A 14884-nucleotide genomic window follows, 5' to 3' on the forward strand; every position below is an offset into this window, starting at 1 on the left:
TTGGAGGATGTTATGGATTTAAAAAACTATATTGCAACAATTGATGATTTCCCTAAAGAAGGCATCAAGTTTCGAGATATTACCCCTTTAATGGCCGATGGTGAAGCTTTTGCGGAAGCAACGCGCCTCTTTGAAGGTTTTGCCCGTAAAGTCGGTGCAGATGTTATTGTAGGACCGGAGTCCCGAGGGTTTATCTTTGGGTGTCCAGTTGCTTATGCAATGAATATTGGGTTTGTTCCTGTTCGTAAACCGGGTAAATTACCTCGTGAAACGGTAAGTTACAAATACGATCTTGAATATGGTTCCAATGAACTTCATATCCATAAAGACGGTGTAAAACCAGGACAAAAAGTGCTCATCATCGATGACTTACTTGCTACTGGTGGAACGGTTGAAGCGTCGGTAGCACTTATTGAAGAATTGGGTGCTGAAGTTGTAGGATGTGGATTTCTTATTGAACTTGAAGATTTAAATGGTCGCGACAAACTTGAAGGCTATGAAGTCTTTACAATTATGCAATACTAAGAACGAAGATCCCTTCGTTCTTTTCACAAATTTGGAGGTAGCCGATGAGACAATTTCAAGATATTAGTTTTGATATGATACTCGAAGAGACGTCAAAATATATTACATCACCTGAAAACATTGAATTAATTACGCATGCATATAAGTTTGCGGAAGCGAAGCATTCAGGTCAATATCGTAAAAGTGGTGAACCGTATATTGTTCATATTTTGCACGTGGGTTATATCCTTTCAAATTTAGGCATGTCTCCAACCACCATTTCTGCAGGATTGTTGCATGACGTAATTGAAGATTGTGATGTAAGTAAAGAAGAACTTGCAGAAGAATTTAATGAAGAAATCGCAACACTGGTGGAAAGTGTTACCAAAATAGGAAATATTGAATTTAAAGATGAGAAGGAGTATCTTGCGGCAAATCATCGTAAAATCTTTATTGCGATGGCAAAAGATGTCCGGGTTATTTTTATTAAACTTGTAGACCGTCTCCATAATATGCGAACGCTCCAATATCATACTCCAGAAAAACAAAAAAAGATTGCGGCAGAAACCTTAGATGTCTATGCTCCGATTGCCCATCGATTGGGTCTTGGTGAAATTAAAAATGAACTCGAGGATTTAAGTTTCAGTTATCTTCACCGTGATAAATATTATGAGATTGCAAGACTCGTGGATGATCGTAAAGCAGAACGCGATGCACAGGTCACACGCATGATTGAAGATATTGCCGAGCTATTGCTCGAGAATAATATTCGTTTTAATATTTTTGGGCGTTCTAAACATCTCTATTCGATTTATAAAAAAATGACGACCAAACATAAACGTTTTGATGAAATTTTAGATTTACTTGCAATCAGAATTATTACCGAAACCGAATTAAATTGTTATGAAATTCTGGGTCATATTCACGCGAATTATCGCCCGATACCAGGGCGTTTGAAAGATTATATAGCAATGCCGAAAATGAATATGTATCAATCCCTTCATACCACAATCGTTGGTGATGAGGGCGCTATTTTTGAAGTTCAAATTCGAACGAAACAAATGGATGAAATTGCGGAGCGTGGGGTTGCAGCGCATTGGCGATATAAAGAAGGCAACACCAATCAAGAAGCAAATCAAAAAGAAATTGAAGATCGCCTTTCATGGTTTAGAGATATCAATATCCTTACCGAAGGTGTGGATGAAAATGCACAAGACTATATGAATGTGCTTCAAAAAGATATTTTTGAGGCAAATGTTTATGTGATGACTCCCAAAGGTCGCGTTATTGGCTTGCCAAATGGTGCAACGCCAATTGATTTTGCGTACCGAGTGCATACCGAAGTCGGACATCAAACCGTTGGTGCTATTGTCAACGGGACCTTAGTACCTTTAAATACACCCCTTAAAACGGGGGATGTTGTTCAGGTTAAGACATCGAAGCAATCGACACCCAGTGAAGATTGGCTGAAAGTAGTCAAAACAACGCATGCCCGAAATAAAATTCGTAACTTTCTTCTAAAACAACAAATGGATAACCGCAAAGAAGTTGTGGATAAAGGCGAGTCTATGTTTAGAGAAGAATGTAAACGTCGTGGTATCGATGAGAAGGAACTCAAGGCTTCAAAACGATTTGAACATGTATACAGTCAGTTTTCAGTAAATTCTTTTGACGATTTAATGTATGCGATTGCTTCTAAATCACTATCCTTTCCTGCTCTTTTTGAAAAATTAGACCTTAACAAAAACATCAATGATGAAAACAGTAAAGTTGAAAAAGTGGTTGCTCGCAGTGCAACGCAACAAAGCAAGTCAACCAGTAAATCTGGAGTTAGTGTTTCCGGAATTGATTCAATGATGATTGGTTTAAGCAATTGTTGTAATCCAGTCTATGGCGATGAAATTGTAGGTTATGTTACAAAGGGGAGTGGTGTTAAGGTACACCGCAAGGATTGTCCAAACATTGCCCATGAAACAGCCCGTCTCATTGAAGTGCAGTGGGAAGAAAATCATGAACAAGGGGAGTATGAAGCAGTGCTTCAAATTCTCTCAACGGATCGTAACTTCTTGCTTACAGATATCATCACCATTGCTTCACAGCTTAAAGTGCGTTTGAATGCTGTTAATTCAGAAATCAACGAGGATCGTATTCATGCGACCACAACGATGCGCGCTGTTGTACGGGATGCAGATCACTTGAAAACATTGATTGCGAATCTGCGAAAAGTTGATAGTGTGATTCGTGTTGATCGCATCACATTGTAATTGCATCTCGAGTTCGATTGTGTTAAAGTAATATCATATTCAATGATCATGATTAAATTCTGGTTTGATGGTAGAGAAATGCTGGTTGGTGAAAAGCATATCAATAAAGGAATGGGACACATGGGAGATACAATTTTGAATCAGTAGAAATTGTCGTGACTCGCGTTAAGAGATTAAGTAAACAACAAAGGTGGTACCACGCGAATAGCGTCCTTGGTAGCACCTTTTTATATACTATAGGAGGTAGAATTATGTCAGAAAATTATCGCGCACCTCGCGGTACACAAGATGTTTTTGGAGCAGAGGCTAAAAAGTGGCAATATATTGAACGCATTGCTCGAGATATGTGTGATCGTTACCATATCACTGAAATGCGCACGCCAATCTTTGAACATACGCATGTATTTGCGCGAGGCAATGATGGTAGTGATGTTGTGAATAAAGAAATGTATACGTTTGAAGATCGTGGTCACCGATCGCTTACACTAAAACCGGAAGGAACTGCGGGCTTAGTTCGAAGTTTTGTTGAACACAAACTGTATGCAACTGGTGGGGCGCTGCAACGTTACTTTTATATTGCACCAAATTTCCGCTATGAAAGACCCCAAGCAGGACGCTTGCGAATTTTTCACCAATTTGGTGTTGAATTTTTAGGGGAAGCAAATCCATATATCGATATTGAATCCATGCTCGTTGGAATTAATATATTAAAAGAAGTTGGAATTACTCAGTTTAAACTTGTTGTAAACACATTGGGTGATCAAGCGTCACAAGATGCATATAAAAAAGCATTGCGTGATCATTTCAGTGGCCATTTAGATACAATGTGCGCGGATTGTCAACGTCGCTACGAGCAAAATCCATTAAGAATGTTGGATTGTAAAGTAGATCAAGACCATGAAGCCATGAAGACGGCTCCATGTAATCATGACTATCTAAACAATGCTTCACGCGATTACTTTGAAGCTTTAAAACGTACACTTGATGAACAACAAATCGAATATGAAATTGATTCTCGTTTGGTTCGTGGTTTGGATTATTACCATCACACGGTTTATGAACTCATTTCTACAGATCCTAAAGCTGCATCGCAATCAACAATTTTTGCAGGTGGCCGTTATAGTAAACTCGTCGAATACTTCGGTGGACCTTCTGTGGATGCGATTGGATTTGCGATGGGATTAGAACGTTTACTCCTGTATGCAGATTTAGCAGGCGTTGAATTTGATACAGAAGATCGCATTGACGTCTTTGGGATGCCTTTGGGAAGTGAAGCAAATGCATCAATGTTTAAGATGGTCGAATCATTACGTGAAGCAGGTTATGATGCGGATATGGATTACTACAACAAATCCATGAAAGCACAATTTAAACAAGTAGATCGCTTTAATGCGAAGATTGCAATGATTTGTGGGAGTGATGAAGTTGCGGAAAATGCAGTAACCTTAAAAAATATTGAAACACAAGAACAATGTCGTGTTGCACAGACCGATGTTGTGGAACAAGTTAGAAAATGGATTGGAGCTAAATAATGGAAAGAACACATCATAATGGAATGTTAAGAATTGAACATGTTGGGGAACATGTGGAACTTGTTGGTTGGGTTGCGAAACGTCGTAACTTTGGGTCCATTAATTTTATTGATTTAAGAGACCGAAGTGGCTTGGTTCAATTAGTTGTTAATCATGATGAATATCCAATTGTTCAAGAATTAAAGAATGAATTTGTCATCGCGGTTCGTGGAACGGTTCGTGAGCGTCAGGACAAAAATCCTAAGATGGCTACAGGGGATATTGAAATCGATGTAACTGACGTTAAAATTATTAATAAAGCAGCACAAACACCAATGATTATTGCGGATGAAACCGATGCATTAGAGGAAACACGTTTAAAGTATCGTTATCTTGATTTGCGTCGTCCTGTGATGCAAAATAAATTAATTACCCGTGCACGTATTGTCACGGAGATGCGTCGTACCCTTGATGAGATGGGATTTATTGATGTTGAAACGCCAATGCTTACCAAATCAACACCAGAAGGCGCTCGTGAATATCTTGTTCCTTCCCGTGTTCATGAAGGGGAATTTTATGCCCTTGCGCAATCACCGCAAATATTTAAACAATTACTCATGATTGGTGGCCTTGAGCGTTATTACCAAGTCGCACGTTGTTTCCGTGATGAAGACTTGCGTGCTGACCGTCAGTTAGACTTCACCCAAGTCGATATTGAAGCATCCTTTTTGGATCAACAACAATTTATGAGTCTTATTGAAGAAATTGTGAATAACGTGATGGTCAATGTATTAAACCTCGAAAAACCACGTATTCCTCAAATTCGCTTTGAAGATGCATTGAATGTTTATGGTTCCGATAAGCCTGACATGCGTTTTGAAATGTATCTTCAAGATTTTAATCGAATTTTTATGCTGAGTGAGTTTAAAGTGTTCAGTGATACCCTTAAAGAGGGTGGTGTCTTGAAAGGTCTTGTCCTTAAGGGACAGGCTGAATCGATGACCCGTAAAGTCATGGATAAGTACACAGATCTTGTAAAGAAAAACGGATTAAAAGGTCTTGTCGTCTTGAAAGTTGAAGAAGAAGGTTTCACCGGTGGTGCGGCTAAATTTATCGATGAACAAGAACGCCTTCAAATGATTCAAGAATATGATTTAGAAGTCGGTGATGTTGTCTTTATTGGAAGTGGTATGTGGGAAAACACATGTACGGCAATTGGGGCACTTAGACTTCAACTTGCTAAAGATTATCAGTTAATTCCTGAAGATGCATTTGCATATTGCTGGGTTGTGGATTTCCCAATGTTTGAAATGGATGAGGACGTTATTATTGCCCGTCACCATCCATTTACAGCACCACGAGAAGCGGATGAAGCACTCTTAGAAACTGAACCCCTTAAAGTTATTGCGCAGGCTTATGACCTTGTATTAAACGGATTTGAAATTGCAGGTGGATCGATGCGAATCTACCGTCAAGAATTACAAGAACAAATGTTTGAAATTATTGGCTTTACGCCAGAACAAATTCAAAAACGTTTTGGTTTCTTTGTAGATGCCTTTAAATACGGTACACCACCACATGGTGGTATTGCGTTTGGATTGGATCGCTTTGCGATGGCGTTAACACATTCGGATACAATTCGTGATGTTATTGCGTTCCCTAAAAATGCATCAGCACGTTGTCCATTAACCAATGCGCCATCCCCTGCCGTTGATAAACAACTTGAAGAGCTACACTTAGAGATTGTTCATAAAAAGAAAGATTCTGAATAAACGAAACGCACCCACTGGGTGCGTTTCTTCGTTGTCGGCTTTTCAAAAATTATATTTAAAATAAGTATAGGCAGAATCGTAAAATAAATGTATAATATGTTGGCTAATAATTCACGCTTTGTGGACTTTGTTTCCGGAGCTGTTATTGAGTATTTCATTGACATGTTGATATGACCGTGATATACTTACCAAGCAATAAGAAAGTAGAAGCACACTTCTCACCTGATGATTCATTCATAGGTAATAAGCTTAGGTCACTATTAATTTATACCTTTGAGTGTGTTTCCTATAATGAGACACATTTTTTATTGTTTACACCACAAGGAGGTGAATTTTATTAGTAGAAGATATGGAAATGAAAAGCCAAAAGGACCCGAGGATTTAGTGAACGAAGCAATTCGTTTTAAAGAAGTTCTTGTTATTGGACCTCAAGGTGAACAACTTGGTATCCTTATGCGTCGCGAAGCGTTAGAGAAAGCTTATGAGCACAATCTTGATTTGCTTTGTGTTGCGCCTAATGGAAACCCACCAGTATGTAAAATCGTGGATTACGGTCGCTATCGTTTTGAATTACAAAAGAAAGCGAAAGAAGCGAAAAAACATCAACATGTTACGCAGGTTAAACCACTTCGCTTATCACCAGTTATTGATCAACATGACTTTGATACAAAGTTACGTCATGCTCGTAAATGGTTAGAAGAAGGAATCAAAGTTAAAGTTGACATGAGATTTAGAGGACGTCTTATCACTCGTTTAGAGGTTGGACGAAAGACAATGGATAGTTTCATCGAGGAATGTTCAGATTTAGGATCCGTTGAAAAACGTCCGAAACTCGAAGGAAATACAATGTCTGTAGTAATATCTCCAAATAAAAAGAAATAGTTTATAAGAGGAGGGCCAGTTATGCCTAAAATGAAAACAAAACGTACTTTAGCAAAACGTGTTAAACGTACAGGAACAGGACAATTAAAAAGACAACAAGCTTATGTTTCTCACTTTGCTAGACATAAGACAAACAAACAAAATCGCCAACTACGTAAAGCTACATTAGTTTCTAAGAGCGATTACAAACGCATCAAGCATTTGTTACAAGATTAAGGAAGGATGAATTAGTATGCCAAGATCAACAAATTCAGTAGCGTCACGTGCACGCCGTAAAAGAACATTAAAATTAGCGAAAGGTTACTATGGTTCAAAACATGTACTTTACCGTACAGCTAATGAACAAGTTATGCGTTCACAACGTTATGCTTACCGTGACCGTAAACAATTAAAACGCGAAATGCGTAAACTTTGGATCACACGTATTAATGCTGCTGCTCGTCTCAATGACATGAGCTACAGCCAATTAATGCATGGTCTACGTTTAGCAAACATTGAAATTAACCGTAAAATGTTATCAGAAATTGCTATCCATGATCCTAAAGGATTTACAACTTTAGTAGGAAAAGCTCAAAAAGCTTTAGAAAAATAATAAATCATGAGAGATGATGCTGGTAAAGTAATTAATGAATTATTGGTGGATATTTTTAATCAAATTTTAATATTAGAAGAACGATATCATCGTGTTCATGGTGTTCGATTATCTATGACGGAAATTCATGCACTTGAAAGCATTCAAAAAAGCAAATCGAAAATGATGCGGGATGTTGCGGAGGCGCTTCGAATAACACAAGGCACTTTAACAACAACAATCAATCGATTAAGTCAGAAAGGCTATGTTCTTCGTGAACAAGATGAGAACGACCGACGTGTTTATCGACTCCGTTTGACGGATAAAGGTGAAGCGGTTATGGAAATTCATAATCAATTTCATGAAGCGATGTCTGACCGACTGCTACTTCATCTACAAGATAAAGAAGAACTCATCGATTCCATTGCGGAAATTAATGAATTCTTTAAAGAGTTATATGAAATTAATTAGATCCTTCGGGATCTTTTTTATTATCAATAAAAACAACACACACCTTTTAAACGTTGGCATGTGCTGTTTTTTGATATGCTTCACAGAGCCGCTGATACTTTAAATCAGCAATTTCTTGATAGATGGGTTGCTGATGAGACTCAAACATCATTTGCCCCCAAGCGCACCATAACGCGTTATGAGCGACTTCAAAGACATCAAGCTTATGTTGTAGTGCTGCATCGGGTAAAGAACCAAAGTAGGCTATATAAAAGCGATTTCGGGTCTCGTGATCGATAATGTCATTTTCTGTGATAAAGGACATCACATCTGAACAGGGATCGTTATCCATAGCATACTCATAATCAATAAGATAATCGTGCGTATCTGTAAATAAAAAATTACCAGGAACGAGATCATTGTGACATAAAATCGGATCATCATGAGTATAGTGGTCTGCTTGATCCATTAGATTCTCAACAAAATCTAGATGATAATAGGGATTTTGAATACGGCTACAGTATAGTTCAAAATGCGCTTTGATACTGAAGATTTTTGCAGACTTAAGATGACGTTTATGGAGTGAAGCCATAAGCTTTGCGGCACGTTCAAGATATTCAATCGAGAAAGTTTGTGCGCCATGAACATAATCGGCACATTTAATTCCTGTTTTGGGATCGAAATACCACAAATGCGGTTCCAGTTCAGTCGTTTTTAAAAGATTAAGAACAGACGCTTCATGGTGGTAGTCAAACAAGCCTTGGTTTTCGGGTTTTGGCATTCTTAAAACCACATCATAGTGTCTGGTTTTTACGTGGTAGTTATCATTCGTAAGCCCAGTCTCGATGTGTTCTATCTGAAGGGGTGCTTCATTTAAAATCTGTACAATGGTTTTTTGAATTTTCATAGTGTAATTATAGCATAAGTGTTATAATTTCATAAGACTTGGAGGTATTCTATGGAACTATTAATTGCAAGCCATAATGAAGGAAAGATTCGAGAGTTTCGCGAACTTTTAGAACCTTTAGGCTATTCTGTACTCAGTGCAAAGGATTATGGCATTTCAATGGATGCTGTAATTGAAAATCAGGAAACATTTCGAGGCAATGCCCGTCTTAAATCAAAATATTTATCTGAACAAACGGGCCTAATAGTAATTTCAGATGATTCAGGCTTAGTGATTGATGCGCTGCCAGATATTCTTGGTGTGAAATCAGCACGTTTTATGGGTGAGGATACATCTTATGAATTAAAAAATAATGAAATACTAAAACGTCTTGAAGGTGTAGAAAATCGCAGTGCTCATTTTCATTGTGCGATATCCTTGTATGGCCCTGAATGTGATGAGATTTTTGAAGGTGTTGTTGAGGGGGTCATCGGTGAGATTCAAAATGATGGTACAGGATTTGGTTATGATCCGATTTTCTATCCGGAAGGCTCAGATCAATCGTTTGGTACAATGTCACGCGCTGATAAGAACAACATATCGCATCGTGGTCGTGCAGTTCAATTACTCTTGAATTATTTAAGGGGGTAATCATGAAGCGAAAATGTTACGGATTCGCTGTGATGATTTTTGTTATTTGTATGATGATTACAGCAATTGATTTGTTGTCTTTTAACAGAAGGATGTATGAAACATTTTATAAACGTGATCAAACAGCACAAAAAATTGGAATTACTGAAACTGAATTGGAAGATGTTACGGTGCAACTGTTAAATTATCTAAAAGATCGCGAACCGAGCTTGTCCCAGACGGTTGTCATTAACGGAGAAACGGTTCCTATGTTTAATGAACGTGAACAAGAGCATATGAAAGATGTAAAGGTTTTATATCAAAAAGCGATGTTGTTTCGTAATTTAGGGATGATTTTTGTGGCAATGATGATAGTGGTAAGTTTGGGTTCAGGTGATTATCTTGATCTCGTTCTTAATCGTGATGTCCTCGGCTCATCATTAATGATTTTATTGATGATTTTGGGAACGATAGGAATGATTGCGATTTTGGATTTTGATACGTTCTGGCTTACTTTCCACAATATTGTCTTTAGTAATGACTTATGGCTTTTAAATCCTCGAGTGGACCGATTAATACTTTTGGTTCCCGAACCTTTTTTTATGGGGCTTGTTTATCAGATTCTTGCTGCCACGGCAGCGCTGTTTGCCCTTATGGGCGGTGCCTATTTTGGCTTAGATTGGAAGGTTAAATATGATTCACGTCGTGCTTTACGAACCGGAGATTCCTCAGAACACCGGTAATATTATGAGAACATGTGTAGCAAGCGGTGCTGCACTTCATCTAATTGAACCACTCGGGTTTATCTTAGATGAGAAACGCGTTAAACGAAGTGTAATGGATTACTCGGATGACTTAGTCTTAACACGTCATATGGATTGGGAAAGTTTTTTAGAGACAGTGAACGGTCCCGTGTTTTATCTTACTCGTTATGGCGAATATACTCACAGCGACTTTGACTATGCGGCTCTTGAAGAAACAGATATTTATCTTGTTTTTGGAAAGGAGAGTACGGGGATTCCTAAATCAATTCTAAAAGAAAACTATGACCATTGTTTTCGAATTCCCATGGCTCCCAATGCGCGCAGTATGAATCTTTCAAATACAGTAGCGATTTGTGTATTTGAGGTATTACGTCAAGTCGGATACCCAGAATTAGCGACGCATGAGGTATTAAAAGGAAAAGACTTTTTAAAAGATTTTAATGAATAAAGAACAAAACATGCATGGTGCGGATTCGTTGAATTCAAAAAACCATTAAACTATAATATAAGAAATGAGGTGACAAAGATGATTGAAGATTTAAATGGGTTTTTGAGTTTAGGAAGCCTTCTAATTATCGTCGTTGGTGCGATTGTGGGTTACTTCAAATTAAATAAACGCTTTAAGAAAGATGAAGAAATCGACGAGTACTATCGCGATTTATTGTAGGAGGCATACATCATGGTTCGAAAACAAATCCGTCCCGAATCCGGTCCGAAATCTGTAGGTCCGTATTCAATGGGATTACTGATTGATCAGACGCTTTATGTTTCAGGTCAGTTACCCATTGATGCGGAAGCGAATGTTGTTGCGGAAGATATTGTGAAACAAACAATTCAAACAATTGAAAACATGGAACATATTTTGGAAGCCAGCGGTTTAAGTTTAAGTGATGTCGTGAAAACGACCGTTTATCTTACCGATTTTGAAGATTTTGATAAGATGAACCAAATGTATGCAATTTACTTTTCATATCCTTATCCAGCGCGTAGCTGTGTTGAAGTCTCACGTTTGCCTAAAAATGCCAAGATTTCGATTGATTGTGTAGCAATAGCGCGTGATGATTTGGAATTAGAAGAAGATGAAGATGAAGGATGTGAGGGATGTTGTTGTGATTAGACGACAACCTCTTTTTTTTATATCTGCTTGCGATTGTGCGTGTATTCACATAGTTTTTATCATGGATTTTCAAAAATAGGGATTGATTGATTGGGTTTTTATAAAAATGTGGTATTATCAATTTAGAGTTAAGAAGGGATGTACTCAAAGTACAGTTATGATAAATATGGAAAATTTAAGGTTAATTAAACCCAAACATATCGTTGGAATTGTTGTTGGTGCGTTGTTTTCAGCGCTGGCAATTAAGACCTTTGTTCGTCCCGGGAATTTAATTCCCGCTGGAGCTGGTGGATTAACAATCTTATTACTGAAAGAGAGCAGTCGATTATTTGGAATAGAATTGTCTTATGGAATTATGTTCTTCCTCATTAATGCTATTGTGTTGATGTTTGTATGGAAAAAACTCGGTCGTCGTTTCCTTGCATTATCTTTTTTACACGTAGGATTGGTGTCGTTATTTGTTGAATTATTACCTACAGTTTCCGTTTTGCCTAATGTCGATCCGAACGATCAATTGATCCTCCTGGCAATTTTTGGAGGGGTCATGAATGGGGTTGGATCGTCATTTGCCTTAAAAGTAGGTGGTTCTGCAGGGGGTACGGATTTTGTCGCAATCTATTATTCCATGGTTAAAAATAAGCCAATGTGGGATAAGATTATGTATTTCAATATTACGTTACTGATTTATTCAGGCTTTGTTTATGGTTGGATGCTTGCGTTGTATTCAATTATTTATCAATTTGTATCGACACAGGTTATTGATCATTATCATGATCGCTATAAGTTGTCGAGTTTACACATTATTACCGATATCCCTACGGAAGTATCGGAGGCGGTAATGGCTGTTACACGTCATGGGATTACCAAAATTGATGGTATTGGGATGTTTAAACAAAAATACAAAGCAGTTCTTTATATTGTTGTGAATCAGTTTGAACTTGCATGCATCATTGATGCGATTACGCATACAGATCCAAAGGCGTTTATTGAGATTTCATCTGTAGAACGTATCGAAGGAAATTATCGTCAGAAACCTCTGGAATAGGCATTTATGCTTATTCCTTTTTATATTTGTTGATGGGTCTTGCATAAGTACCGATAAATTGCATGATTTTCATTGCATTTTGGGAACAATTAGTTTAAGATATAGGCACGATTATCAAGAGTTGAGGTAGAGAGTTAGCTCATTAACCTCATACCAACCTGCTAGAGCAAGGTGGTACAGCTAACAACGATAAGAAGCTATAGATGTATTTCTGAGCCTTAGTGTTGTTGCTAGGACTTTTTTTTATGTCGTTAGAAAAGAGGCTAGTATGAATTTAGTATATTTTACATCAGAGAGTGTTACGGATGGTCATCCGGACAAGATGTGTGATCAAATTGCCGATGCAATTTTAGATCAAGCATTAAAACAAGATTCCAATTCTAAAATGGCAGTAGAAGCGACCATTAAAGATAATTTTGTTTTAATTTATGGGGAGGCGAATACAAAAGCAGTGATTGATTATGCACAGGTTGCGAAAGATGTCATTGCAGATATTGGTTATCCTGAAGATTATGAAGTCATGGTAAAGGTTAATAAACAGTCATCTCAAATTAATAACGCGGTTGTTTCCCAAGAAAATGTGGGAGCCGGAGACCAAGGGATTATGTTTGGATTTGCATGTAATGAAACCGAAAACTATATGCCCCTTCCGATTCATTTGGCACATGCTTTATCAAAACGTTTAAGTGATGCGAAATCAGAAATTGATTGGCTTTATCCGGATGGAAAAACACAAGTTACAGTGGCATATGAAGGGAATGAACCGAAGTTTGTGCATACTGTTTTAGTGAGTGCATCTCATCGTGCAGGCATTGATCACGAAACCATCGAGAACACCATTATGGAGTCTGTAATCAAACCTGTTATTGATTCAAAATGGATTACTGAAGAAACACGTTTTATTGTGAATCCAAGTGGTGAATTTAGTATTGCGGGTCCTTTTAGTGATAGTGGTACGACAGGTCGTAAGATTGTCGTGGATAGCTATGGTGGGTTTGGCCGTATCGGTGGTGGCTGCTTTAGTTCAAAAGATCCATCCAAAGTGGATCGCTCAGCCGCTTACTTCTCACGTTATGTCGCTAAGAGTGTGGTTGCGGCAGGGCTTTGTGATAAAATTGAATTGCAATTAAGTTATGCCATTGGTTTATCTGATCCTTTATCGATTCATATTGATACATTTGGAACGCATAAACGTCCTGAATCAGAGATTTTGGACATAATAAAAGCCAACTTTGATTTTAAAGTCGGCAATATTATTTCGGAACTTGATTTATTACGTCCAATCTATCGTAATACCGCTAATTTCGGTCATTTTGGTCGCGATGGGTTCCCATGGGAAGTCATTAAACCCCTTAAGTTTTAATAATTATTTCGGAGACTTCTTGTTTAAGAAGTCTTTTTTGTGTCGCTATATCTTTGGGTAAGGCGTAGACTTCGGTGGCACGCAGTTCAAGATCTTTGAACTGATAATGTTTAAACTGGGTTGTGTAGGGAATCTCTTCATCGGATAATTGACGTAAGTAAGCTTTACCACGTGAATTCATCCCTAAGACCCGCACTTGTTTTAAGGGACGTTCAAGATCCTTGGAATAATTTAAAAGGATATTCATCAAGGTTCGTTGGATCCGTGATCGTGTATAACGTTTTGAGGTGCATGTATCAATTAAATCGGATAGGGGTAAGTGTCGATGTTTGATAAATAGATTTTGAATGCCTTCCGATACGAGTGAATTTTGACTGAGTGTCTCTGATGATTGTACCGAAAGCAAATAACGTATGTATGGTTCATATTCTTCGAGTCGATAGGTGGTTAAGGCATTAAGATTTAAGGGTGTTGTATGGCTTACCGATGTGCCTTCGTGATGGGCCTTTCGGATTGCTGAGGCACTTGCGATATTAGCGGTGATTGAAAGATCATGGTAGGTGTTGGTACGCTGAATGGTAAGGGGTGTAATGCCATACTTTTGACATGCTTGTACATAGTAAACCCCTAAAATATCATTGGCTTGGTGGTTTGATGTGTTTGCGGCATGTGCAAAGGAGTGACCTTGTTCAAGCAAACGTTTATCAAACTGTGGTTCTGCTGGTAAAATATTTGTTTCTGAACCGAATACGAGTGATTGAATTTGTACATGATTTAAGATTTCAACCGCTTTTGACGCAAAAACATCAGCACTTTGAAGTGTATAAAGTGTGGGTAACTCTAAAACGAGATCAACGCCTGCATCCAGTGCGGCTTCGGTACGAACCCACTTATCCAAATATGCCGGTTCACCACGTTGCACAAAATTGGGAGACATAACCGCAATTAAAACATCACTATTCGTGATTTCGCGTGTCTTTTTAATATGGTAAACATGACCATTATGTAAGGGATTATACTCAACTATAATCCCCGTTGCAGTGAGTTTCTTTTTCATATTTGTATTTTATCACATATTCATGAAAATAATGTAAAAAACGAGGTAAGAAGTCTTGAAGCATGGTA

General features: G+C 38.0%; 17 protein-coding genes and 1 other annotated feature. Of the genes, 15 read left to right on the forward strand and 2 right to left on the reverse strand.

The genetic code is table 11. The annotated features are described in order from the left end of the window. Nucleotides 1–12 precede the first annotated feature (12 nt). The 8 genes from AAG186_RS02770 (at nt 13) to AAG186_RS02805 (ending at nt 7975) form a co-directional block, all read left to right on the forward strand. Nucleotides 13–525: an adenine phosphoribosyltransferase gene (locus AAG186_RS02770; RefSeq protein ID WP_003773173.1), complete on the forward strand. Its 513-nt coding sequence runs from the start codon at nt 13–15 to the stop codon at nt 523–525. Between the two features lie 44 nt (nt 526–569). Continuing rightward, on the forward strand, nt 570–2768 hold the full coding sequence (locus AAG186_RS02775; RefSeq protein WP_161636636.1) for a bifunctional (p)ppGpp synthetase/guanosine-3',5'-bis(diphosphate) 3'-pyrophosphohydrolase: 2199 nt from the start codon (nt 570–572) through the stop codon (nt 2766–2768). Between the two features lie 251 nt (nt 2769–3019). After that, complete coding sequence (gene hisS, locus AAG186_RS02780; protein WP_342621942.1) at nt 3020–4300, forward strand: histidine--tRNA ligase; 1281 nt, start codon at nt 3020–3022, stop codon at nt 4298–4300. Further along, nucleotides 4300–6051: an aspartate--tRNA ligase gene (gene aspS / locus AAG186_RS02785; RefSeq protein ID WP_342621943.1), complete on the forward strand. Its 1752-nt coding sequence runs from the start codon at nt 4300–4302 to the stop codon at nt 6049–6051. The genes hisS and aspS overlap by 1 nt, the downstream gene beginning before the upstream one ends. Before the next feature lie 195 nt (nt 6052–6246). Continuing rightward, nucleotides 6247–6367, forward strand: a sequence feature (ribosomal protein L20 leader region). Between the two features lie 11 nt (nt 6368–6378). Continuing rightward, nucleotides 6379–6933, forward strand: a complete 555-nt coding sequence (infC, locus tag AAG186_RS02790; protein WP_125164691.1) for a translation initiation factor IF-3 — start codon at nt 6379–6381, stop codon at nt 6931–6933. A gap of 21 nt (nt 6934–6954) precedes the next feature. Next, nucleotides 6955–7149 carry a 50S ribosomal protein L35 gene (rpmI, locus tag AAG186_RS02795; protein ID WP_125164690.1) on the forward strand — a complete coding sequence of 65 codons (195 nt, stop codon included), beginning with the start codon at nt 6955–6957 and terminating at the stop codon, nt 7147–7149. A 16-nt stretch (nt 7150–7165) separates the two neighbouring features. Next, nucleotides 7166–7525 (forward strand): 50S ribosomal protein L20, encoded by a 360-nt coding sequence (rplT, locus tag AAG186_RS02800; RefSeq protein ID WP_003773184.1) that lies wholly within the window; start codon nt 7166–7168, stop codon nt 7523–7525. A gap of 6 nt (nt 7526–7531) precedes the next feature. Next, nucleotides 7532–7975 carry a MarR family transcriptional regulator gene (locus tag AAG186_RS02805; protein ID WP_161636633.1) on the forward strand — a complete coding sequence of 148 codons (444 nt, stop codon included), beginning with the start codon at nt 7532–7534 and terminating at the stop codon, nt 7973–7975. A 46-nt stretch (nt 7976–8021) separates the two neighbouring features. On the opposite strand, the gene AAG186_RS02810 is transcribed toward AAG186_RS02805, so the two are convergent. Next, the gene (locus AAG186_RS02810; protein WP_342621944.1) at nt 8022–8861 is read right to left on the reverse strand and encodes a phosphotransferase; all 840 of its coding nucleotides are present in this window, start codon (nt 8859–8861) and stop codon (nt 8022–8024) included. 51 nt (nt 8862–8912) lie between these two features. Here AAG186_RS02810 and rdgB point away from each other — a divergent pair, with 51 nt between their 5' ends. From rdgB to metK, 7 genes are all read left to right on the forward strand, one after another. Further along, nucleotides 8913–9491, forward strand: a complete 579-nt coding sequence (gene rdgB / locus AAG186_RS02815) for an RdgB/HAM1 family non-canonical purine NTP pyrophosphatase (RefSeq protein WP_331836167.1) — start codon at nt 8913–8915, stop codon at nt 9489–9491. A gap of 2 nt (nt 9492–9493) precedes the next feature. Beyond that, nucleotides 9494–10213, forward strand: coding sequence for a TIGR01906 family membrane protein (locus AAG186_RS02820; RefSeq protein ID WP_161636630.1), 720 nt, complete (start codon nt 9494–9496; stop codon nt 10211–10213). After that, nucleotides 10164–10682, forward strand: a complete 519-nt coding sequence (locus tag AAG186_RS02825) for a tRNA (cytidine(34)-2'-O)-methyltransferase (protein ID WP_125164684.1) — start codon at nt 10164–10166, stop codon at nt 10680–10682. The genes AAG186_RS02820 and AAG186_RS02825 overlap by 50 nt, the downstream gene beginning before the upstream one ends. 78 nt (nt 10683–10760) lie before the next feature. Further along, nucleotides 10761–10901 carry a hypothetical protein gene (locus AAG186_RS02830; protein WP_003773197.1) on the forward strand — a complete coding sequence of 47 codons (141 nt, stop codon included), beginning with the start codon at nt 10761–10763 and terminating at the stop codon, nt 10899–10901. Between the two features lie 12 nt (nt 10902–10913). Further along, nucleotides 10914–11351, forward strand: a complete 438-nt coding sequence (locus tag AAG186_RS02835) for a Rid family detoxifying hydrolase (protein WP_342621945.1) — start codon at nt 10914–10916, stop codon at nt 11349–11351. 166 nt (nt 11352–11517) lie between these two features. Then, a complete protein-coding gene (locus tag AAG186_RS02840) occupies nt 11518–12396 on the forward strand; it encodes a YitT family protein (RefSeq protein ID WP_228410300.1) in 879 nt (292 codons plus the stop codon). Between the two features lie 268 nt (nt 12397–12664). Next, nucleotides 12665–13759 carry a methionine adenosyltransferase gene (gene metK, locus AAG186_RS02845; protein WP_125164682.1) on the forward strand — a complete coding sequence of 365 codons (1095 nt, stop codon included), beginning with the start codon at nt 12665–12667 and terminating at the stop codon, nt 13757–13759. Here metK and AAG186_RS02850 read toward each other — a convergent pair. Continuing rightward, nucleotides 13749–14816 (reverse strand): nucleotidyltransferase family protein, encoded by a 1068-nt coding sequence (locus AAG186_RS02850; RefSeq protein WP_342621946.1) that lies wholly within the window; start codon nt 14814–14816, stop codon nt 13749–13751. The two genes, metK and AAG186_RS02850, sit on opposite strands and share 11 nt — an antisense overlap. Between the last annotated feature and the right edge of the window lie 68 nt (nt 14817–14884).

Origin of the sequence: Erysipelothrix sp. P66 (assembly GCF_038682365.1) — a bacterium.
Classification (GTDB): Bacteria; Bacillota_I; Bacilli_A; order Erysipelotrichales; family Erysipelotrichaceae; genus Erysipelothrix; species Erysipelothrix piscisicarius.